This is a genomic window from Terriglobia bacterium (assembly GCA_020072565.1).
Lineage (GTDB): Bacteria > Acidobacteriota > UBA6911 > UBA6911 > UBA6911 > JAFNAG01.
Genome location: JAIQGI010000010.1, coordinates 17,724 through 41,341, shown reverse-complemented (window position 1 = coordinate 41,341; position 23,618 = coordinate 17,724). Strand labels below are relative to the sequence as shown.

Annotated in this window: 13 protein-coding genes and 1 pseudogene; 6 read left to right on the top strand and 8 right to left on the bottom strand. The window is 60.4% G+C overall.

Translation table 11 applies throughout. From position 1 onward, the window contains the following. Nucleotides 1–36: 36 nt before the first annotated feature. On the bottom strand, nucleotides 37–2,358 hold the full coding sequence (locus LAP85_08120) for a prolyl oligopeptidase family serine peptidase (protein ID MBZ5496353.1): 2,322 nt from the start codon (nucleotides 2,356–2,358) through the stop codon (nucleotides 37–39). Between the two features lie 305 nt (nucleotides 2,359–2,663). Between LAP85_08120 and LAP85_08115 the strand changes: the two genes are divergently transcribed. The 4 genes from LAP85_08115 to LAP85_08100 all read left to right on the top strand — a co-directional run bounded on the left by LAP85_08115 (nucleotide 2,664) and on the right by LAP85_08100 (nucleotide 9,289). Further along, a complete protein-coding gene (locus LAP85_08115) occupies nucleotides 2,664–3,236 on the top strand; it encodes a peptidylprolyl isomerase (protein MBZ5496352.1) in 573 nt (190 codons plus the stop codon). A gap of 213 nt (nucleotides 3,237–3,449) precedes the next feature. Further along, a complete protein-coding gene (locus tag LAP85_08110; protein ID MBZ5496351.1) occupies nucleotides 3,450–4,634 on the top strand; it encodes a hypothetical protein in 1,185 nt (394 codons plus the stop codon). Between the two features lie 74 nt (nucleotides 4,635–4,708). Continuing rightward, nucleotides 4,709–5,581, top strand: a complete 873-nt coding sequence (locus LAP85_08105) for a glycoside hydrolase family 16 protein (GenBank protein MBZ5496350.1) — start codon at nucleotides 4,709–4,711, stop codon at nucleotides 5,579–5,581. Nucleotides 5,582–5,752: 171 nt separating this feature from the next. Next, nucleotides 5,753–9,289 carry a hypothetical protein gene (locus LAP85_08100; protein ID MBZ5496349.1) on the top strand — a complete coding sequence of 1,179 codons (3,537 nt, stop codon included), beginning with the start codon at nucleotides 5,753–5,755 and terminating at the stop codon, nucleotides 9,287–9,289. 187 nt (nucleotides 9,290–9,476) lie between these two features. On the opposite strand, the gene LAP85_08095 is transcribed toward LAP85_08100, so the two are convergent. The 6 genes and pseudogenes from LAP85_08095 to LAP85_08070 form a co-directional block, all read right to left on the bottom strand. Continuing rightward, on the bottom strand, nucleotides 9,477–12,494 hold the full coding sequence (locus tag LAP85_08095) for a hypothetical protein (protein MBZ5496348.1): 3,018 nt from the start codon (nucleotides 12,492–12,494) through the stop codon (nucleotides 9,477–9,479). A 202-nt stretch (nucleotides 12,495–12,696) separates the two neighbouring features. Further along, nucleotides 12,697–13,191, bottom strand: coding sequence for a discoidin domain-containing protein (locus LAP85_08090; protein MBZ5496347.1), 495 nt, complete (start codon nucleotides 13,189–13,191; stop codon nucleotides 12,697–12,699). A 204-nt stretch (nucleotides 13,192–13,395) separates the two neighbouring features. Next, a pseudogene (locus LAP85_08085) lies at nucleotides 13,396–16,530 on the bottom strand (DUF4981 domain-containing protein). A gap of 156 nt (nucleotides 16,531–16,686) precedes the next feature. Next, nucleotides 16,687–17,544, bottom strand: coding sequence for a dimethyl sulfoxide reductase anchor subunit (locus tag LAP85_08080; protein ID MBZ5496346.1), 858 nt, complete (start codon nucleotides 17,542–17,544; stop codon nucleotides 16,687–16,689). Nucleotides 17,545–17,555: 11 nt separating this feature from the next. Then, nucleotides 17,556–18,116, bottom strand: coding sequence for a 4Fe-4S dicluster domain-containing protein (locus tag LAP85_08075; GenBank protein MBZ5496345.1), 561 nt, complete (start codon nucleotides 18,114–18,116; stop codon nucleotides 17,556–17,558). Continuing rightward, the gene (locus tag LAP85_08070) at nucleotides 18,109–20,490 is read right to left on the bottom strand and encodes a molybdopterin-dependent oxidoreductase (protein MBZ5496344.1); all 2,382 of its coding nucleotides are present in this window, start codon (nucleotides 20,488–20,490) and stop codon (nucleotides 18,109–18,111) included. Before LAP85_08070 ends, LAP85_08075 begins: the two co-directional genes overlap by 8 nt. A gap of 191 nt (nucleotides 20,491–20,681) precedes the next feature. On the opposite strand from LAP85_08070, the gene LAP85_08065 reads away from it, so the two are divergent. Then, the gene (locus LAP85_08065; GenBank protein ID MBZ5496343.1) at nucleotides 20,682–21,221 is read left to right on the top strand and encodes a hypothetical protein; all 540 of its coding nucleotides are present in this window, start codon (nucleotides 20,682–20,684) and stop codon (nucleotides 21,219–21,221) included. Between the two features lie 28 nt (nucleotides 21,222–21,249). Here the strand turns inward: LAP85_08065 and LAP85_08060 are convergent, their stop codons facing one another. Further along, nucleotides 21,250–22,083: a cyclase family protein gene (locus LAP85_08060; GenBank protein ID MBZ5496342.1), complete on the bottom strand. Its 834-nt coding sequence runs from the start codon at nucleotides 22,081–22,083 to the stop codon at nucleotides 21,250–21,252. 289 nt (nucleotides 22,084–22,372) lie between these two features. On the opposite strand from LAP85_08060, the gene LAP85_08055 reads away from it, so the two are divergent. After that, nucleotides 22,373–23,611 carry a pyruvate carboxyltransferase gene (locus LAP85_08055; GenBank protein ID MBZ5496341.1) on the top strand — a complete coding sequence of 413 codons (1,239 nt, stop codon included), beginning with the start codon at nucleotides 22,373–22,375 and terminating at the stop codon, nucleotides 23,609–23,611. The last annotated feature ends 7 nt before the right edge of the window (nucleotides 23,612–23,618 follow it).

Below are 23,618 nucleotides of genomic sequence, written 5' to 3'. Positions count from 1 at the left end.
AGGCGCTTTCGTGCATTTCGTGGCCTCATTTTCAATTCAATTGCCGGACAGGAATTTTTTCAGGAACTCGTCCATTCTCCCGAAAAGATAGAGCCAGCGCTTGTGCAGCAGCGTCTCGTGCGTGTCGTCTGGAAAGACGATGAGCTCGAAATAAACATCGCGCGCCCGCAGAAGCTGAACGAGCCCGGTCGTCTGCTGAAACGCGACGTTTCTATCGTCGTCGCCGTGGATCAGAAGCACAGGTGACTTCCACTTGTCGATGGCTGCGATGGCAGACGACTGATAGGACACGTCTGCCGGGTCGAGCGAACTGCCGTAGAGGTGGACACCCGCGAGATCCACACCCGCAGAGAAGATGTCGGAATTTCTGGCGAGCGCTTGGGCGGTGAGCAAGCCGCCGTACGACAAGCCCCAGATGCCGACCCGCTTTGGATCGACGTCGGGACGTGACTGCAGGTACTTGCCGGCGGCGAGCACGTCCTGATACTCGGAGTTCCCCCTGCCGGCCGTGTTCGGCGCGTTCCGGAATGACCTGCCATAGCCGATACCGCTGCGATAATTCACCGACAGCACGACGTACCCCTGGCTTGCCAGCCACTGGTTGACGGCATATGCAATGTGGTAGAAGTGCATGTAGTGGTAGCCGAGCAGCATCTGGCGCACCGGACCGCCGTGCACGAAGATCATCGCCGGCCGCTTCTCGCCTGGCTGGAGGTTCTTCGGCAGGAACAGTTGATCGTGAATCTCGAGGCCGTCCGGCGATTTGAGGAGCACCAGCTCGGGCACGGCTTCCGCGTCAATGGGGAACTCCTTCGGGAGTATGGGGAAGATCACCTGCTGCTGTTTGCCTCCCCCCGACGGAAACAGTCCCACCGATTGCGGGCGCTTCGCGTCGGCAGAAAGCACCGCGAGCTGCTTGCCCGAGGCGAGCGGCACCGGTGATGTTTCAATACCCTCGCCGAGCGTAACCTGCCTTGGTGTGCCGCCCGACGTCGGCACGGTCCAGATGTGCCTCCGCTCGATGTCCTGTGCGTTTGTACAATAGTAGAGCGTATTGCCGTCTTTCGAGAGCGCTACATCCGTCGCACCTTCAATCAACCCGTCCGTGGTCGTGAGCAGCACCGGTTTCGATGTGAGGCTGCCCGAGAGACTCACGGAGAAGTAGCGTTCCCACTCGTCGCCCTGGAGGTTGCTCATAGGGAAGATGACGTGGCCCCCGGCCCACTGGATGCTGTTGATGTTTGTGAACACACGCTCGTCCGGGGTGGTGTGCCAGACCTCCTTTGCGTCACACGTCGCCGGGTCCGCCACCCAGAAAGACAGGGTATAGCCGCCCCTGAAGGTCGCGCGCGTGAGGCCGGGCACCTGCATGGCCGCCGGGCTCACACCCGTTTGACCGCCGCTCGCCTGTCCACGCTGTGCGCCCGGCTGGTTCTGCGGCGGTATCAGTGTCGGCGCGGGTGGCTCGCCCATACGGCCGCGGCCGGCACCCCGGCCTTGTGCGGCCGTGCCCGGCACATAGGCGGGACCGTTCGGCAATCCGAGACCGCCGCCGCCCTGCTGTGCCTGCTGGCCAAACGGCAGACCCGGGCGTCGGATGAACGTGATCTGCTTGCCGTCCCTGGACCACGTCGGACTGGTGTCACGATCTACGCTCGGCGCGATAAAGTTCACCGCGCGCGTGCGAATGTCATAGAGGCCGATCAAGCTGTGGTCGACGCGGCTGCTGACGAAGGCGATCTTTGTGCCGTCCGGCGACCAGCGCGGATTGCCGTTCGTCCCCCACGCTTTGATGAATGGCTCTTCACCCTTATCCATCTTTGAGGCCGGAGGGGTCTGGGTGGCACGCGCGCGATAGATCTGGCCCTCCTTCACATAGAGCACCGAGCGGCCGTCCGGAGAAAGCTGAGGACTTGCGCCTTCAGCCAGACGCCACGCGATGCCGGGAGCGGCCGTGCGCGCTGCCCAGATCGCGCGCTCGGCACCGCCGGGATCGCTTGTGGGATTTGCGATCCAGCCTTCACGATTGGGCCCACTCCCGCGCACGAACACCACGATCGATCCGTCGGCGGAGATGCTGAGATCAGATATGTCGGTGCCGTCATCGTTGAGAAACGACGTCAGGCGGACGGGCCGGAACGCGGGCGCAACAGCCGTGTACACGTTGCGTTTGCCCTGGTCGTATGCCAGCCACGCCAGCCGGTCGACTTTCGCGGCCGAGACCAGGCCGAAAGGATAGGCCGGACACATAAACTGGTCGATCGTGGGCTTTTTCTGCGCCGCAACAGGCTGTATCGCCCCGAAGGCCAGCGCCATTGCCGCCATCAAAACGAGTGAGAGACGAGACCAGCGATTCATAGGAAATCTCCGCATCGGTTGATCGTATTTTGCTTTTGTCTTGCGGATGCAGGGTACCATCCGCCGCGGCGGAAAGCATCCGATTTTCCAATCTGGTGCGATTGATGATATACTGCGCCGGTTTTTGCGATGCCTGCGGCATGGTATCGCGGTATGCTGCAATTTATGTGACATCCATGAGATAAGGAGAAGGATCGATGCGTTTGATGACGAGAGGGTTTTTGGCAGTCCTGTCACTGCTTTGTGCCTTGGCTCTGGGACTCGCACTGGAGCAGGACGGCGCACCATCGAGCAACGAAAAGATCATGAATCCGGCCAATTTGACGGAGAGGGCGCCGGACAACTTTCAGGCAAGATTCGAAACCACAAGAGGCACTTTTGTTGTCCAGGTAAGACGGGCATGGACACCGAACGGGGCTGACCGTTTCTATAATCTCGTCAAAAACGGCTACTATGACAACTGCCGGTTCTTCCGGGTGATGTACGGAGCCCTGGTGCAGTTCGGGATCAACGGCGACCCGAAGGTCAACGCAGCCTGGATGCAGGCGCGGATTCCGGACGATCCGGTCAAACAGTCCAACAGGAGAGGATACGTTTCTTTCGCGACGGGGGGCAAGAACGGGCGCACCACGCAGATTCTTATCAGCCTCAGCGACGAAAACATACAGCTGGATGCCCAGGGCATCGCACCGTTTGGCACGATTGTCAAAGGTACCGACATCGTAAATGCGTTTTACGCCGAATACGACCCGCCCATGGGAAAGCGCGGACCGGAAGAGAGCCGCCTCCAGATTGAAGGCAATGCCTATCTGGATAAGAGTTTCCCCAAGCTCGACTATATCAAGTCGGCGACCATTGTCAGCGATGCGAAGAAGTAGCCGAACCCTGTGTTCAGGAATAAGGACGAATGACGAGTGAGGGATTCGTTCCACTCGTCATTCTCCGCCGGACCTGCATTACGCCAGCCGCATCAGGACCAGGGCCCGGCCCGGTGCTGAACGGCCCTTTAGCTGCAGCTGGCGCAGTATTTAAAGGGATTCTGAAGCCGCTGTTTTCATCAGGGCGGCCCTTCCCAACCTGGAGCGAAAGTGATGTACCTCCAGCCCGGCAAATCACGATCTCCCGGTAAAGCACCGCGATGGCGCTATCTGATCTTGTTTGTGGTGCTTGCGCCGGCGCTGAGCCTCGCAGCGGCCAGGATCGCTGCGCAGGAGAAACCTGTCGCCGGAAGCCCCCCGGAGAGCATTCCTGCGGCGGAGTTCGCCCGGATTATTCAAGACACTTCCGAGAGCGACGGCTATTTCCAATCCGATGTTTTCGTGTCCAACGAAATCTCATATCTCGCGATTGTCGAGAAACTCCGGGAGCTTGGGGCCTCCGGCGGAGCTTACATCGGCGTGGGACCGGAACAGAATTTCACGTACATCGCCAGAATCCGTCCGCAGATCGCTTTCATCGTGGATATCCGCCGCCAGGCCATGATCCAGCACCTCATGTACAAGGCGATATTCCAGCTTTCCGATGATCGTGCACGATTTCTTTCGTGCCTGTTCAGCAGACCTCTGAAAGGAGATAAGCCACCCGGTCGCGACGCCACGGCAGGAGAGCTCATGGGCTACTTCAGCCAGGCCCCCGCGAGCGGCGAGGCTTACGCCGGGAACCTGGCCAAGATCGGGAAAACGATCCGGGAGGACTTTCAGTTCTCGCTTTCGGATCGCGACCAGTCGCTTCTGGAATACGTATACGGAACCTTCCGCACGGAGGGACCTGCAGTCTCTTCCCGTATCGGGTGGAATGGCGGGCGTTTTCCTTCGCTGAGGGATATCATCGAACAACCCGATCCGACCGGGAAACCGGGCAGTTTCCTCGCCGGCGAACAGGGCTATGCGTTCGTGCGCGATCTGCAGCGCAGGAACCGGATCATTCCGGTGGTCGGCGATTTTGGTGGTTCCAAGGCGCTCAAAGCCGTGGGCGCATACTTGCGCAAAAACTCTTACACGGTAACCGCGTTCTACACCTCCAACGTGGAACAGTACCTGTTTCAGAACGGCGCGTTCGGAGCCTTTGCCGGCAATGTCAGGACGCTGCCCATAACTCCAGACAGTCTGTTCATCCGTGCGGTAATGCGGCAGGCGCCTGTGGTCCAGGTCGCCGGGGGACGGGCGGCGACTCTTCTGCAGAAGATCTCTGTTTTCCTTAAGGATTACGACGGAGGTCTCTACCAGAACTATTCCCAGCTGGTCAACACGCACTACATCATCGGGCGACGGCCCTAAACCTCCTTTGTCGGACGGGTGAAGTTATGAACAGCAGCACGGCCAGGGGCTGGTTGACGCCGGCGGCCGGATTGATGGTGCTGGTGGCGGTAACGGCAGGGGTGGGCCCAGGTACGCGCGGCGGATATGGTCGCGACGCAGTTGTAGCCCAGGGCGCGGCGGCACCGGGTCCCGCACCGGCATATCCGGGCTACACACTCGTTTGGTCCGAAGAGTTCGACCGCGACGGCGAGCCCGATCCGGCGAACTGGACTTACGAAACGGGCTTCGTGCGCAACCAGGAGCTGCAGTGGTATCAGCCCGGCAATGCGCGCGTCGAGAACGGGATGCTCATTATCGAGGGCCGCCGGGAGCGCAAGCCCAATCCCAACTACCAGGCCGGTTCAACTGACTGGAAACGCAATCGCGAGTTTGCCGAATACACCTCGTCAAGCCTCACAACCCGTGGCCGGCATGACTGGCAGTATGGCCGAATCGAAATGCGCGCGCGGATCGATACCCGAGCCGGCCTGTGGCCGGCCTTCTGGACGCTCGGTACCGGCGGCGGGTGGCCGCGCAATGGCGAGGTGGACATCATGGAGTACTACCGCGGCAACCTGCTGGCCAATGCAGCCTGGGGCTCTGCCCAGCCCGGGCGGGCGGTTTGGAACGATACGCGCACTCCTCTCATGGCGTTCCACAATCCCGACTGGTCCAGACAGTTCCACGTCTGGCGCATGGACTGGGACGAGAACCGGATCCAGCTCTTCGTGGACAATCAGTTGCTCAACGAGATCGACCTGACCAAAACGATCAACGAAGACGGCACCAACAAGAATCCCTTCCGCCAGCCGCACTATCTCATTGTCAACCTCGCCATCGGCGGCCAGGGCGGCGATCCGTCGGCGACTGAATTTCCCAGCCGCTATGAGATTGATTTCATCCGCGTATATCAAAAGAAGGGGTAGCGCAGGAACAGGGGCCCGAGAGCAGTGGCCCAAGGCCCCCGACTCCTGACTTCTCCTCTCATTTCTTGTGCCGCCTCATTTGATTGTGGATGATTTCCAGCTCAACCGATGTTATCCTCCTCCCACTCAGGAAATGAATATCACCATCCATCACTTGTCGCTGGAGGTTTTATGTCGAGGTACTATCGACTTCTGCTGATAGGCGCGGCACTCGTGCTCGTCATCGCTGGCCATGTTCTTCTGAGCCAGACGCCGGGCGGGGCGCCCGTCGCCACGCAGTTTGAACAGCTGCACTTCCGCTCCATCGGTCCGGCCAGTATGTCCGGCCGCATCACAGACTTTGCGGTTTATGAGGCAAATCCCAGCATCTATTACGTCGGCTCATCGCACGGCGGTCTGTGGAAAACGGTCAACAACGGCCTCACCTTCACACCCCAGTTTCAGGACCTGGGATTGATGTCGGTGGGGGACGTGACCATCTCCCAGTCGAATCCGGACCTTGTATGGCTCGGCACCGGCGAGGGCAACGCCCGTCAGAGCATTTCGTGGGGTGACGGCGTCTACAAGTCTACGGACGGCGGCAAGAGCTTCAAGAACATGGGGCTGCGCGCGTCCTACCACATCAACCGCATCGTGATCGACCCGAACGACAACAACGTGGTCTTTGTCGCAGCACAGGGCCCGCTTTTCGGGCCAGGCGGCGATCGCGGCGTATACAAGACCACCGACGGCGGCGCGACCTGGAAGCCGGTTCTGCAGGTCGATGACCTGACGGGCGCGAACGATCTCGCCATGGATCCGACGAATAGCAAGATTCTATACGCCTCTACATGGCAGCGGCAGCGCTCGCAGTGTTGCTTCAACGGCGGCGGGCCGGGAAGCGGCATCTGGAAGTCGACAGACAGCGGCGAGAAGTGGACACGTCTCACCGCCGGTCTCCCCAAGGTTGCGCTCGGCCGGGTCGGGCTCGACGTTTACAGAAAAAGTCCCAACATCCTCTATGCCTCCATAGAGGCTGAGAATCCGGCGGCAGCGGCGGGTGGCCGCGGCGGTGGTGGCGGCGGGGGTATGGGCGGCGGGGGAGCCGCAGGCGGCGAAACCGGCCTATATCGGTCCGATGACGGCGGTGCATCGTGGCAGCGAGTGAATTCAGCGAACCCACGCCCGATGTACTTCTCGCAGGTGCGCGTCGATCCCAACAGCCCTGACCGCGTCCTCATGGGTGGCGTCGGCCTGCATATGACGATCGACGGCGGCAAGACCATCGAGACCGACGCCGCGCAGGCGACTCACGATGATGTCCATGCCATCTGGATCGATCCGGCCAACTCAAATCACATCCTGATCGGCAACGACGGCGGCGTATCCGTGTCGTATGACGGCAGCCACACGTGGCAGTGGCTCCCGAATCTTCCCGTCGGAACGTTCTATCACGTCGGCTACGACCTGGAGTACCCCTTCAACGTATGCGGCGGATTGCAGGACAACTATGACTGGTGCGGTCCGAGCGCCGTGCGCTTCCGTGCCGGTATCAGCAACGACAAATGGCAGACAGTGCAGGGGGGTGACGGATTTGTTGCCATCATCGACCAGCGCGACTCGCGCATCGTCTACACCGAGTCGCAGGACGGCAACATGACGCGGAAAAACCGCGTGACCGGTGAATCGAAGAACATCCGCCCGACCCCCGAAAACGTTACACCGGCTCCGGCCGCCGGCGAACGCTATCGCTTTAATTGGGACACGCCGATGATCTTCTCTCCGCACGATCCGGGGACGCTCTACGTTGCGGCGCAGGTGGTCTTCAAATCCACCGATCGGGGCGACAGCTGGATGGCGCTGAGCCCGGATCTCACCACCAACGCCAATCGCAACGATATGATGATCATGGGGGTCAAGGACAGCGACGTCCGCATCTCCAGGAATGACGGCATTGCGAACTGGCCGACCATCGTTTCCTTGGCCGAGTCGCCGAAACAGCCCGGCATCTTTTACACCGGCACGGACGACGGGGTTGTGAGCATGACCAGGGATACCGGCAAAACCTGGCAGAATATCACCGACAAGATCCCCGGTTTCCCGAAAGGCGCTTGGGTGTCGGAGGTCGTGCCGTCGCGCTTCGACGCAGGCACAGTGTATGTCACCGTGGATGCACACCGGCTGAACGATTTCAGCACCTACATCTGGGCCAGCAACGACTTCGGCGCAACGTTCCGCTCTCTGAACTCCAACCTCAAGGGTGAGGTAGTCAAGACGTTGACCGAAGACCTGCGTAACCAGGACGCGTTGTACATCGGAACCGAGACCGGCATCTTCCTCACGCTCGATCGCGGCAAGAGCTGGGCGCGCCTGAAGGCGAACTTTCCGACGGTGCGCGTTGATGAAATCACACTGCATCCACGCGACAACGCGATGCTCGTGGCGACGCACGGGCGCTCGCTGTGGATCCTCGATCACCTCGAACCGATCCAGGAGTACGCGGCGGCGCAAAACGCCGCAGCGGATGCGAAGTTGTTCTCGATCGGGCCTGCCCTGCAATGGAAGTCGATGGATGACAAAAACGACGAGTTCTGGGGCCATCAGTACTTTTTGGGCGAGAATCCGCCGTTTGAGGCCATGATCCAGTACTCCCTTAAAAAGCAGGCCAACGATGTGAAACTGAAGATCACGGACAATCTGGGCAAGGATGTTCGTGAGCTGACACTGACCGGAAACAAACTGCAGGCCGGCATTCAGACCGGCTGCTGGGATACGCGCGTGGAACCGATCCCTGCCAACATCCCTGCTGCAGCTCCCGGACAGCCAAGCCCCCGTGGAGGTGGTGCGCCTCCTGGACAGCCGAGCGGCCGCGGCGGCCGCGGCCCTGTAATTCCGGGCATTCCTCAGCCACAACCGGAAGCCGGTTATATGCCGGTGAATCCTTGCGGTGGCGGAGGGGCAGGCGGCGGCCGTGGAGGCGGTGGCGGCTTCGGCGGGGGTGGCGGCAACGCCGGTCCGTTCGTGCTGCCGGGCACCTACAATGTTGCCCTGTTAGTCGACGGCAAGACGGTTGAGACGAAGCCGATCAAGATTATCGCCGATCCCGAGTCCCAGCTGAACGACGTGCAGCGGAAGCGCTATACCGAAATCCTGATGGACCTGCACGAGATGCAGCGCAAGGGCACTCCTGTGCAACAGGCGCTCAACTCACTCTTTTCACAGATGACCGACGTCGCAGCGAAGGTCAAGGACTCGACCAGCGTGCCGGCGGCGGTAAAAACGCAGTTTGCAGCGTTCAACAAAGAATTTGATGCCGTCCGTGTCAAATTCGGCGTGCCTCAGGCTGTGGGCGGTGGCGGCCGCGGTGGTGGTCCCGGCGGCGGTGCTCCTGCAGGTGGCCGTGGCGGAGCCCCCGGTGCAGCTGCAGGGGCGGCCGCGCCGGCGGCTGTGGAAAACACGGGCGGCTTCAATCCCGCCATGCAGGGGGGCTTCGGCGGAGGTCGGGGCCAGGGCCCGGGCTTGATAAATCAGGCCAGCTCCTTGAAGGGACAAATCGGTTCATTCTGGGAGATGCCGAGCGATGCGCTCCTGAAGCAATACAACGACCTCAAGCTGGCCATTCCGAAGGCCATGCTCGAAGCCAATGCCTTTTTGGCGAAGGTGCCTGCGATGAGTGACGCGCTGAAGAAATACGACATCACGCTGACCGCTCCGGCACCCATCAAGTAAGGGTTCAACGGAAAAACCGGTGGCGGCTGCCATCGCGCCAGCGTTGAAAAGTGTGCGACGGCAGCCGGCCACCGGTTTTGATCATCGGCAGTTCCTCTGTCTCCGATGAGATCTTTCCAAAATCGGCTGGTAGAGCCTTCGAGTCTTATAAGTCAGGTCGGACGCTGACTGCCAAGACTCAGAGAGACTAGTTCTTCCCCATCCAGATGTCCTCCAGGACGACCACTGAGGTGGTAAGCGTCTGACCGCCAACGATCAGCCGGACCATGTAGGCCCCCGGCTGGACCGGGCTCGCGCCCCCGCCGCCCCCGCGGCCGCCCCCGCCCCGACCCCCGCGGCCGGCGCCGGCAACCGCAGCAGCGCCCGCTGCAACTTGAGCTTGCCCGGCTGCGCCCGCTGCACCACCGGCAACTGGAGCCGCCTGGGCTCCGCCGCGGCCACGCCCGCCGGCGTCACCGGCCGGCGTGTCGGGGAACATGTCCCATTGTGTGCGGTTCATCCCGGCTCTTACCGTCGTGTCGATCGTGCGGATGACTTGCCCGCCTTGGAGGATTTCGATCTTCGCGTCACCCAGATCGGCCTTCGCCCAGAAACTCAGCGCGGTACCACGCGGCGGATTCTGGCCGCTGAAGTCCCGGTTGGTCGGGTGGCGCTGCGCCTGCGGATCGGTCTTCCACTGAATCGCCGGCCGGGGATCGAAGAGCACCAGGCTCGAGTTGCTGGTCTGCGCGAGCTGTTCGAGCGGTGTGATGTCGTCGGCGATCCAGATCGATCGTCCGTGGGTGCCGATGATGAGATCGCGGTCACGCGGGTGAATCAGGATATCGTCCACTCTTACATTGGGCATGCCGCTCATGAACTTCTTCCAGTCTCTGCCGCCATCGACCGATACGAAGAGGCCGAACTCCGTCCCGACGAAGAGCAGATTCGGGTTGTCGTAGTCCTCCCGCAGCGCATTGACGTTGCCTTTGGCGGGCAGATTGGCGGTGACGTTCGTCCACGTCTTGCCGTAATCGGCCGTCTTGAAAAGATACGGTTTCCAGTCGTCGTTGCGGTGATTGTCGAGCGCGACGTACGCCGTGCCCGGATCGAAGTGGGACGGCTCGATGCGCGAGATCTGCACGTAACCCTTGGGCACGCCCCTGATGTTGTTGTAGACGTCTGCAAAGTTCACGCCGCCGTCCGTGCTGATCTGCAACATGCCATCGTCGGTTCCGATCCAAATCACGCCCGGTTTCGACGGTGATTCGCGGATCTGGGTGACGAGGGAATTGGACGAGTTGCCGTCATGCTTTTCCGCCATGGGCGCGTTGCCCGCAACACCCATGATCGGGGTCGAAAACCTGTCGAAGTTCTTGGTGAGGTCCTTCGGGTTCATCCACCAGGTATCGCCGCGATTGGTCGATTTGAAGAAGTACTGAGCCGCCATGTAGATGACTGCCGGATTGTGCGGCGAGATTTCGAACGGCGCGTTCCAGTAAAAGCGGAATGCGTCAGGATTTGCCGGCGGATTGATGATGTTTCCGACACCGCCGCCGCGTCCACCGCCGCCTTGAGGAACCGTCGGAGTTTCGGTTTCGGTCGCTGCCGCGCCGCCTCCGCGTCCGCCGCCGACATTCGGTCGGATGCTCTTTTGTGTGCCCTGGCGCAAATCGTGGCGGCTCATGTTGCCGTTCTGCGATTCGGCGTAGACGATCGCCCAGTCGGTGGGATCCTGCCGGGTATAGAAGCCGTCGCCCCCGGCCACCGTGTACCAGTCGGAGTTGACAGGGCCGGTATTCGAGCGCAGCGCGCTCGGCCCGCACCAGGCGTTGTTGTCCTGCAAGCCTCCGCACACGTAGTAGGGCCGTCGCATGTCGGTCGACACCTGGTAGAACTGTCCCACCGCGACGTCGTTGTGATAGTCCCCCGTGAGTCCGCCGTCGTTGCTGATGTCGAGACCGCCGTCATGGCCGGTCGCGACGATGCGCGGATCCTTCGGATTGATCCAGATCGCGTGATAGTCCGCGTGCGAGCCGACCAGTCTCTGCCAGGTTTTGCCGCCATCGAGTGAGATCTGCCCCGGGTTGCCGCCCACGAACACTTTCTGGTCGTTGACCGGGTCGACCCGAATCTGGCTGAAGTACATCGGGCGCTGATTCTGGTTGCTCATGATGGTCCAGGTCTTGCCGCCATCATCCGAGCGAAATACGCCATTTCCGTTCGGATCGGGAGGAGCATTGCTGCTGCCACGACCGCCGCCCCCGCCGCCTCCGCCGCCACGCGACGGTCCGCCATCGGCAGCGGTGCCAGCGCCTGTGCCTCCACTCGCGCCGGCTTGAACTTGCGCATAAACAACGTTGGGTTTCGCCTTGCAGATTGCGATGGCGATGCGGCCTATGATGCCGTCTTTGGGCGCAGGCCAGCCGTTGCCGGTGATCTTCGTCCACGTGTCGCCGCCGTCCGTCGACTTCCACAGTCCGCTGCCGGGGCCGCCTCCGTTGAATCCCCACCAGGTGCGCCGGCGCTGATACGAGGCGGCATAAATGGTTTTGGGATTCGACGGATCGATCGCCAGGTCGGTGAAACCGGTGTCGGCATCGATGTACTTCGCTTTCTTCCAGGTCTTGCCGCCGTCAACGGATTTGTAGAGACCGCGTTCTTCGTTTGGGCCGAATAGATGCCCGAGGGCGGCGACGAAGACGATGTCGGGATTGGTGGGATCTACGGCCACACGGCCGATCGACTGGGTGTCTTCGAGGCCGAGGTGCTGCCAGGTCTGGCCGCCGTCCCTCGTGCCCCACACGCCGTCCCCGATCGATGAGCTCTGGCGATTGTTCGCTTCGCCCATGCCCACGTAAACGACGTTCGGGTCACTGGCCGCGATGGCGATATCGCCAATCGACTCGTTCGGCATCTCGTTGAAAAGCGAGCGCCAGTGAATGCCGCCGTCAGTGGATTTCCAGAGACCGCCGGTGGCGAAACCGACGTACATGATCATCGGGTCCTTCTCGGCGCCTTCAATATCGTCGACGCGACCCATCATGGTGGCAGGGCCGATCGACCGGAAGTTGAATCCCCGGAGCAGGGGGTCAGTCGAGACATTGGGCGGCGGCCCTTGAAAAGCCCCGCCTCCACGGCCTTGCCCGAGGAGGACACCCGCCAGAGTCAGGCAGGCGGCCATAAACACGAGGGATTGGAGAAGGTGGGAATGTCGTGCCTTCATCGCTCCATCCTTTCATATTTGAATGTGTTTCGGAGAGTAGTTTGTCTTTTCCAGGTTGGGAAAGGATACCACCGGTCGTGTAAAGAATCATCAAAATCGGCAAATCGGAGCCGAGCTCTTCATAACCTCGAAACCCACGGAAATCTGGAGAGGTTTCCGCGGGGTTCGAGGCTTGTTCCAAACCCAAGCCCGAATCCAAGTCTTACTTGGCCAGGCCAACGTCCAGCTCGGCGATCGCAGCCATCCTGCCATCCGTGTGCTCACTGAGAACCGCGAACTTGAGGTAGCGGCCCTTGACCGGATGAGCGAAGGCGATGGTCTGATGCAAAGGTTCCATGGACAGAGTCCCTTTAGAAACAGGATCGCCCCAATCCTTTCCGTCGCCGCTCAGGTAGATCTCATAATCCTTCACGCGTCCGCCGGGATTCCCGGCACGGCCTGTGTAGAGGACGGAGGCGACGTTGAGCGTCTCTCCAAAATCGAGCACGATGTTGTGGGGCGGAGGGGCGGCACTGCCGCGCCAGCGGGAAATCCAATAGGTTTCGCCGGCTCCATCGAGGACGTTCGCGGGATCACCTTCGGAACGTTGGAAGCTGCTCGAAGAGACGACTTTCCAGCTTAGACGTTGATCGTAGGCGCCGAAGACCACGGCTCCTGTGTAAGAGGCAGCGCCCGCGGCGGCGGCACGCAGCGACACGGTTCCCGCCTTCTTGAACTCGAAGGGAACGCCGTACGGCTGCCAGGAACCTCCATCGGTGGCATATTCGACCTTGACTCCGGGAGTATCGCATGTGAGCGTGACCTTGCCGTGGCTGTCGCGCAGGCCCAGGACGGGTTTCACCCGCTCCTGCGGTGCTGCGGTTCGTCCCCGCGCCGCGAGATCACGCTGGGCTGCCGGCAACACGCGCAAGGTGTAGGAGAAGACGATTGGGTCCGACCAGGCGATGTACGGGTCGAGCGGCCGGGGTCCGCAACTGGCACTGCCGACACCGAGGGTTCGGGCACTGAGAGTGACAACCGTGGCGGAGCTTGCCGGCAGATCCACGGAATACTCGGGGGGAACAAGTTCTTCATCCCTGTAGGGGAGCGCCGAAATCTGCATTGGGGCGCTGCCGCTCTGGACCAGAAGCCCGGGAAGTTTCGAGCCCGTGAGTGCCGCCCAGCGCACGTCCTCGTGGTTGCCGCATTCCATCGGCTTTGCATAGGCGGTGAGTTGCTCCCTGACGGTGCTCGAGTAGAGGCCGATGTCAGAGCCCCGTTTGCGATCGGCGTAGTTCTCCATCGGGCCGCGGCCCAGATACATGAACTGATCGAAACGCCTGTCCATCAGCAGGCGGACGCCGAGACGGGCGAGCGGGACGCGGCGGCCCTGCGGCTGGAGAGCGTTATCAACGACAATCGAACCGTCACCATAGACCGTGTAGACCGCGGAGTGAGTGACGGACCAGCCGATGTGTCCCTCGGCCTGGATCACCGACTCCACGCGGACGACGGCGGGCCCGGTTTGCTCGACCTTGAAGCTGATGACCTTTGGTTGCAGAGTTTCGATGCCGTACATCTTCCAGTCCCTCTCCGCCCAGTCATCATCGTTGCGGTGAGGTGCACGCCAGAGATGCATCCTGGGGCCGCCGCCGCGCAGGAACAACTCGACGCCGTCCCGCACCAGCCCGGTGATGTCACCTTCGCCCTTGTCGAAGAGTACGCCGAAACCATCCCCGGACACCCTGATCTCGCTGCCATCCTGCGCCAGGGTCAACGGTTTCATGCTGGACAGATTGGAGACGACTGCGGGAGCCGCGACCGGCAATTTGAATTGAGCGGATGCAATTTCGTAACCTGCTTGCGCCCAGATTTCATTTTTCGCCAGGGCAAACGAGATCTGGAGGAAGTATTCAGCGCCGGGTTTGGGAGTGATCTTCTTGTGAGCAACAGTGACGAGCGTATCGGCGCCGGGCGCCACGCTCAACTTGCCGACAGAACCACGGTCGATGACAACGCCGTCTTCGTTGAGGGCCCAGCTGCCGGAAAACAGATCCAGGTTTGTGAAGGCGTACTTGTTGCGGATTCTAATTCTGCCGGCGGCGAGGTCGTCCGCTTCAAAGCCAATCCACTGATAGGTGCGCTTCACTTCCGGGTAGTGCGGCTTGGGCGCGCGGTCCGAAAAAACCACACCCTTGTGAATGAAATAGTGATCGTTGGGGACTTCACCAAACCCGCCGCCGTATGCGATATAGGGATGGCTCGGATCGCGACGATTCCAGAGACCCTGGTCTTCCCATTCCCAAATGGCGCCACCCATCAGGCTAGGATATTGATCGAAGAGATCGTTGTACTCGCCGATGGCACCCATGGAGTTGTTCATGGCGTGTACATATTCGCAGAGGTAGAAGGGCTTGGTGCGGTTCGGATCCTTCGCCGCATTCTCCACATCGGCGACGGAAGTGTACATGCGGCTTTCGATGTCGGTGGGAATGTCCCTGCCCCGGAAGGGTTCGTAATGGGCCGGCCGGTCCGGATCGATGGCTTTGATTGCTTTCAGAGCAGCGACGAAGTTGCTGCCGCTGCCGTTTTCGTTGCCCAGCGACCAGATAATGACGGATGCATGGTTCTTGAAGTTCTCGACGTTGGCCACGTTGCGGTCGACGATCGCTTTTTCCCAGCGAGGCTCGCGATCGAGCACTCCCATGTAGCCGTGAGACTCGACATTGGCCTCGGCAACGAGGTAGATGCCGTACTCATCGCAGAGCTCATACCAGCGGGGATCGTCGGAGTAGTGGGAAGTGCGCACGTGATTGGCGTTGACCTGTTTGAGCAGTTCCAGGTCCCGGATCATTCTCTCTTCGGACACGTAATGGCCGGTATCCGGCCACATCTCATGCCGGTTGGCGCCTTTGAGTTTTACCGGGACGCCATTGATCGTGAACCGTGCGCCCTTGATTTCAATCTTTCGGAAGCCGGTTCGTGCGGAGAGGATCTCGCCGCCATCTTCGCCGCTCAGGGTGAGGACGGTCGTATACAAATCAGGCGTTTCTGCAGTCCACTTGGCGGGATTCGCAACCGGGATGGAAACGGAGACGTTCTTTTCTTCGCCCGCGTTGAGGGCAGGAACATCGACAGTGGCGATCGCCCCTTGCACGCGACGGCCGTCACGAGTGGCCAAATCAACCGTCAATTTGCGGGGCCTGGCGGGCTGGTCGGAGAAATTGCGGATTTTCCCGGAGACCAGGAGGGTCGCATCGCGATATTGAGTGTCGAGGTCGGTCTTGATGAAGAAATCGCGGATGTGAACCTGCGGGGCGCTCCAGAGCGTCACATTCCGGAAGATGCCGCTGAGGCGGTACATATCCTGATCTTCGAGGTACGTGCCGGCGCTGTACCGGTAGACCTCCACGGCAATCATGTTCTTGCCGGGCTTGACCCAGGGGGTGATGTCGAATTCTGCCGCATTGCGGCTGTTGACGCTGAACCCGACCTGCTGGCCGTTGATCCAGAGAAAGAAGGCCGAATCCACGCCGTCGAACGTCACGAAGGTGCGGCGCCCACTCCAGTTTGCGGGCACGTCAAAGTCACGCCGATAGCTGCCGACGGGGTTCCGCTCTTCGTAAGCGGTGTAGTTCTTCGGCGGCTCGCTCATGACCCTCGGCCAGTCCCTCTGAATGGTGTAGCCGGCGTTTCGGTAATACGGCGTGCCGTAACCGAACACCTGCCAGTTGGACGGGACCGGGATTTCTTTCCAGGGACTCACGTCGAAGGCCTGCTTGAAAAAATCGACCGGCCGCCGTTCGGGGCGCGATACTCAGTTGAACTTCCACTGGCCGTTCAAGCTGCGGTTCCAGGATGAGGCGCGGCGATTGGCAGCAAGGGCTTCGGTGCGGCTGGCGTACGGCATGAGGGTGGCATGGTAAGGCTGTTTGTTGACACCCAGCATCTGCTCGTTTTCAATCTCCGGAGGAACAGGAGCATCTGCCGGAATCAATATGGTGGACAAAGAAAAAAATGCAAAAAGGTATGCAAGAAGGAGCAGAGGTTTTCGCATAGCAAGCTCTCGATTGATAGATGATCGGTTTTTCGATTCTCGGTAGATGCAGGATACCAGCGGTTGAGGCGGAAAGCATCAGGAATCCGGACCATGGAACACGCAAGAGACCAGCGAACGGGTTGGTGACTCTCGTGGGTTTCGTCACAGGGTGGGTCAGAACTGGGGGAGGGAAACGCCGAGCAGATACATGAGCCGCCGGCCGATGACTGCTCCCAGAAATGCTGCGAGGAAGAAGAGAACTCGAATCCAGGAAGATCCTGAAGATTCGGCATAGTTCCTTCCGTTCCAGAGCAGGGAGGCGAAGGCAATGGGGACCACCCCCGCGAGCAACAGGTGAAGCCCGAGCCAGAGGGGATACCGGGAAGTGACAAGGTGCAACGCTCCTTGAAGCCGAGCTGACCCAAAATCGTCCAGGGACGTGCGGGACAGATTCGCGATCATCCACATCGCGGACAGGAACAGCAGGAGACTCCCGGTGATCCCTCCGGCCAGAAAGCATCGAAGCAGAGACCTGGGGCCCTGAGGGTTCACTAGAACAGACGCCGCGCATCCCCCGAGGAGCAATGCCGTCCCGAGAAAAGAAACAGGAACCCATCCGGAGTTCCAGGCCGGCTGCGTCGGGAAAAGATAAATCACCGAGCTGGAAGCGACCGCCGCCAGGGCGAGGAGACTGGTCACAATACCGAGGGCGAACCGATGCTCGGCTTTGTGTGCCCACCAGGCATGGCTGTAGATGAGGGCCCCCAGGACGAACAAAAGCGTCAAGAGGACCTCGAGGCTGAGTCTCGAACTGCCCAGGTTGAGGAGCGACTTCCAGGCGGCGAGGGGGCGGCCCAAGTGAAGCAGAGATGCCAGCAGACCCAGCATGGCCAGCGGGAATATCGCCATTCCTAACGGGCGCATGACGGCGTCGGACTGGGGAGCGGTCCGGTCGAACAGGGTTGCAGCCAACACGAGCCCGCCGGCAAGCTGGATCGCGATCGTAAAAACAACCAACGGCCATTCCGTCATGCTCTCGCCCCTCACGCTCCTAACGCCTCCGCCCTCACCTTGTACCTGCAAGCAGGCCGCGTCAGATCAGGGGAGGGGAGATTTCGAATTGTGACGGCCACACCCGGCCGTGCGGCAATCTCGGCGAGGCGGCCGATTTCGATGGCACGCATGGGACATGCCGCCACGCATACAGGACTCTTTCCTCGTTCAAGCTGGTCGATGCACAGGTTGCATTTCCGGACCCTGCCCTCGTTGGCATCATACTGGGGTGCGCCGTAAGGGCACAGCCAGGTGCAATAGCGGCAGCCGATGCAGCGCTCGGGATCGTGCACGACAATTCCGTCGCTCGCCCGCTTCGCATAAGCCCCGGCCGGGCAGATTTTGACACAGATCGGGTCCTCGCAATGATTGCAGGACATGGAGATGTTGTAGGCGAATATCTTTGGAAACTCCCCGCCCTCGAAGGTACGCACCCTGCGGATTCTCCGGCCGACTGCAGAATCATTGAAATCCTTGCAGGCGATTTCACACGTCCTGCAATTGATGCATTGGGTGGCATCCACGAAAAATGCGATCTGACTGTTAACCACCCGACCCTCCCTCAATCATTTGAACTTCCACCAGAATCGTGTGCTGGGCATTGCCGTGAGCGAGAGGAGTCGGTCTCTGACTCGTGAGGACGTTGATGCAGCCCCTCCGGCACACGCCGTTCTTGTCCGGCGTGTACCAGGCGCCTTGCGGGATGGAGATGACGCCCGGACGGACGCGCCTGGTCACATGGGCCCTGATCAGCAAAGCCCCGCGGTCATTGAATACTTTGACCTTTGCGCCGTCCGCTATTCCCCGAGTGCCCGCGTCCTGAGGGCTGATCCACATCACCTGGGGATCTGCCTCTTCCATCCAGGAATTCTCGTCAAAAGTGGAATGTGTCCGCCTCTTGTAATGAGGGCCGATGCACTGCAGAGGAAACTTCCGTATCAGGGAATCTTCCGGCCCCTCCCATGCGGGAATATACTTGGGAACGCCCGGAATGTCGGGCCTGGCCATGTCGTAGAGCGTCTTCGAAAAGATCTCGATTTTTCCCGAGGGCGTCCTGAAAGGATTCCTGTCAGGATCCTTGATCTCCTTCTCAAAGGCGACATATGCCTGCGGCGGTTCGCGATAGAGCCCTGTCTTTTTCAGTTCGTCGTAGCCGGGGAACGACGGATTTGTTTTTCTCGCATCGTCGATGATCTGCTTCAGCCAGTCTTCCTGGGTTTTGCCTTGCTGGAACTTTTCCCCGACGCCCAGTTTTTCTGCGACCCGGCTGAGCCACCAGTAATCATGTTTGCACTCAAACGGGGGCTCGACAACCCTGTTGCCGAAGACGATATATTTCTCGCCCGACCAGGGGAAACCGATATCGCTGCGCTCCAGCGAATTGTCGGCCGGCAGGAGGACATCGGCAAACCTGGCGCTGGGAGTCATGAAATGATCGGACACGACGATGCACTCGACGAGGTTCTCGTCCTGGAGAATCCTGATCGTCCGATTGATGTCGGCGTGCTGGTTGACGAGCGTGTTGCTGGCCAGATTGAAGATGAACTTTATGTTGCTGAGCAACGGGCCTCCCGTTACACCGTCTTCCGCCGTCATTTCCGTGCCGCGCACGACGGCATCGGTCCATAGAAACACCGGGATTTTGGCTTTAACGCCATTGGTACCGGTGGGCAGTTCTCCGACGCCGAGACCGAATACTCTGCCTCCCTCACCTCCTCCCCAACCACCGCCGAGAACGCCGAGGTTGCCCGTCATGCACGCCAGGACAATTCCCGCACGAACGGACTGCTCGCCGCAGGCATGGCGCTGCGGCCCCAATCCCTGCAGCAACTGTGCGGGCTTGGCCGTTGCGTACTCCCTTGCCAGATTCCGAATCGTATGGGCGTCGATGCCGGTGATGGGGGCAGCCCATTCCGGAGTCTTCGGCGTTTGATCGACGAATCCGAGCACGTAACTCTTGAATGATTGGCCTTCGGGGACGCCCGAGGGCATGTGTTGTTCGTCGAAGCCGATGCAGTACCTGTCGAGAAAAGTCCGATCGAGCAGATTTTCGGCAATGATCACGTGAGCCATGGCGATGAATAGTGCGGCGTCCGTGGTCGGTTTCAGCGGCAGCCATTCGTCTGCGAACGTCGCTGCCGTCTCCGTGAGGCGCGGATCAATGACAACGATTCTTGCCCCGGCCTCCCTGGCTTTGGCCAGGTAGTAATTGGAATTTGTCTCAAAAACGGTCTCCGCCGGATTGAAGCCGTTGAGAACGATCAGCTTGGAGTGAAGCAGGGTCTGATAGGAACTCGTATCCCGGTAGCCGGTGACGAAAGGCGCAGTGTATCGGAGGCACGCCGAGCTGTAACTGTTGTAGTATCCGAGGTAGCCGCCGAGCAGGTTCATCAGGCGTCGCGCCCCGGCAACGCCTGTGATGGCTCCACAGTCGCCCGTGCCGTATTGGATGTAAACGGACGAAGGCCCATGACGGTCCAGAATTCCTTTAAGATTGACGGCGATGATCTCGACTGCTTGATCCCATGTAATCCGCTGGAATTTTCCTTCGCCTCTTCGGCCCACTCGTTTCATCGGGTATTTGAGGCGGTCCGGGTGGTAGAGACGGTTCCTCATGGCCCTGCCTTTGAGACAAGCGCGGAGCTGCGGCTTGCTGTCGGAATCGGGCGACTCATCCGTACTGATCCGAACCACGACGCCGTTCTGGATGTGCGCCTTGAGCTGACACCGCCCGCCGCAGTTGTTGTTGCAGACAACGGAGATGATCCGTGAGCCGTCTTCCTTGATCTCATCGGGGATGATTTGATCGAGTGCCAGGCGGCCGAACACCTCGGTGGCTGCCACGCTTCCGGCAGCGGCCCCCGAGAGTTTCAAAAATGACCTTCGGTCCAGCCCGATGCGCACCCCTACCCCTCCGGCCCCCATTTGTGAGTGGCCGCCATTCTACCCCAACTCCCCACCTTTTGTAATCGGTATGGAATCGCTGTCGGACCTGATGAAGCTGTCTGCCTTCAGGAGAATGAGCTCAAAACAGCTAAAACAGATTGGCGCCCCATTTTCCGCGCTCCCTGTTGACATCGAATCCCTCCGGCGGCAAAATTTTTTCGGAGGCCAATATGAAACAATCCGCACTTGCCCTCACTGCCATTCTGGCTCTCTCTGCATCTCTCGTGCTTGCGCAAGAGCATGCCTCTAGCGGCTCTATGGTTGCAAGCACGCCACAGTGGGAGAAGATCAAGTCGCTGGTTGGTGAGTGGGACGGCTATGCCATGGAAGGCGGCAAAAAGATGCCGACGCACATTTCCGTGCGCATGACTGCCGACGGTTCAGCCGTGATGCACTGGATGGATGCCGGCACGCCACACGAAATGGTCACTATGTTCCACATGGATCAGGCGGAGCTGCTTGCCACTCACTACTGCGCCGCCCACAACCAGCCCCGGCTCAGGGCAGTGTCGTCGAGCCAGCCCACCCAGGTTGTCTTCGAATTCAAGGATGGCACGAACATCCGGAAAGGCGACGGTTACATGCGGCAGCTGGCCATCACCTTCGTCGATGCTGACCACCACAACGAAACCTGGGGCTATGACAACAACGGCAAGATTGAGGCCGGCACATTCTACCTGACCCGCGTGAAGCAGCCCACGAAGCGGTAGGGCGAGGTGTGCTCCGGTCCGATTTCCCTCAAGGCAGAATCGCGAAAACCCGTGCCGGGAAGCCGCTGCCGTTTTTTGGCTTGGGAAAAGTCACGACAGCCAGGGCCCCTGCCTCGGGCACGCGCTCGAGGCTGTCGAGGAGCTCCACCTGGTAGCGATCATGCTTCAGGATAAAGGTTTCCAGAGGAAACTCGCCCTTGCTGGCGACGATACCCGGGTCCGTATCGGTTGTCTCGTGTCCCGAGGCTCTGATTTTTCTCGTTTCAAAGAGGTACTGCAGCACCTCCAGACTCCACCCGGGATAGTGGCTGATCCCGCCGGCATCCTTGTTTAACATTGCGGCCATGTCGGGCCAGCGCCTGGACCAGTCTGTCCTCATCACGACAAAGGCGTCCTCTGGAATTGGACCGTGCCGCGCCTCCCATGTTCTCACGTCGTCCATCTTCAAGACGTAGTCCGGGTCCCGGGCAACTTTGTCATGAACGTCGAGGAGGACGAGTGGCATGATCATTTCCTTGATCCCAATCTGATCTAGTGTGCGCGCCCCCTTGATGAAGTGGGCCGGCGGGTCTACGTGAGTGCCCCACTGGCCGACGTGAGAAAAGTACTGGGCATAGAAGCCGGATCCGGGCGCCACGCCCGGGTCGTACCAGAACAGCGTTTCGGTTTTTTCCTCCGGAAAACCCGGCCAGTGAGGAATGCCGGGCTCGAAGGAGTGCGTCAGGTCGACGGATTCCTTGACTTTCAACACCTGCCAGATCTCTCCCAGGGTGGGTTGCCTGGGCGTCGAGCAGGCGGTACAGGTAACCATCGCAAAGGTGGCCATGACGAGATGAATGCCCAGCGCGTATCGTATTCTCATCTGCTCCCTCCGTAAAAAAGAGAGTATGTTCCGCGGAACAGCCCAACCTTGATTCTTCGGCTCCCAGGGCAGCCCGATTATCCCCCAGATTCTGCCGACGAAGTGGGGTTTTGTCTCAGTTTACAGATTTCCTGCTCCCAGGCGGAGCCGGTCATGATCCCGGATGATTTACTCCCGGTCCGATGATATTCTGGCACATCGTTGGAAAAGCGTACTGCCTTCAGCCAGGTCCCGTTTGACGGAACATCCTGGAAACGGCCGTCCCGTGCTGACGTGGAGGAGAATCGACATGCACCAACCATGGCAGACCGATATGTGGTTTACCAGCCCCTGGAATTTCGCCGATGATGTTCGAGCCCGGATCACCTTCGATCCCCACCCAAGTCTGCATGATGTGACGCTGCGCGACGGAGAACAGCAGGCCGGCATCATCTTCACCAAGGACGACAAGATCCGGATTGCCGAAGCCCTTGCCGAGGTCGGCATGCATCGGCTCGAGGCCGGCATGCCGGTCGTGTCAAAGTCGGACGCGCAGGCGATCGGCGAAATCGTGAGGCGCCTCGAGAAGTCGAAGACGCAGGTCTTCAGCTTCGCGCGTTGTATGGTCGAGGATGTCAAGCGCTCGCTCGACACCGGCGTCAAAGGCATCATCATGGAGGTTCCAAGCTCGACCCACATCATTGAGCGCGCCTACCGTTGGGAGCCGGCCAAGGCGATCGCAACCTCGATAGAGGCGACCCGGTTTGCCCGGGACAACGGGCTCTACGTCGTCTTCTTTCCGATCGACTTCTCCCGGGCGCCGCTTGATTGGGTGCTCACGATGCTGAAGCGCGTGGCCTCTGAGGGTCACATGGATGCGCTCACTATCGTCGACACCTTCGGCGGCCTCGCCCCGCACACGGTACCTTATCTGGTCCGGCGGATGCGCCAGGTCTTCCCGGATACACCCTTCGAGGTGCACTTCCACGACGATTTCGGCATGGGCGTGGCAAACACTCTTATGGCAATGGCAGCGGGCTGTCAGGTCGCCCATACCTCGGTCACCGGTATCGGCGAACGCGCGGGCAACTGCGCGTACGAGGAACTGGCGCTGGCCATGAAGACAATGTACGACGTCGATCTGGGCTTGAAGACCGACAAGTTCGTCCAGGTGTCGCGCCTGGTGCAGCAGCTCGCCGCTGTTCGCATGCCCGCCAATCGCTGCGTTGTCGGAGAGAACCTGTTTGACATCGAGAGCGGCATCATTGTGAGCTGGCTGCGCAATTGCGGGGCCGAGTTCCCGACGGAGCTGGCGCCGTTCCGGCCGGAGCTGGTCGGAAACACGCCGGTGCGGGCCGTGCTCGGCAAGGGAAGCGGTATCGACAGCATCGCGTTTTTCCTCGATCAGATGGGGATACAGGCGACCCCGCAGCAGATGATGGCGTTGCTTGCGGAAGTCAAGGAGCGATCGCTTCGGGAGAAACGGCTGCTGCCCCCGGAGGAGTTTCGAGAGATGGTGCGGTCACTGCTGGCACCGCCCGGCGTCTGACTTTTCT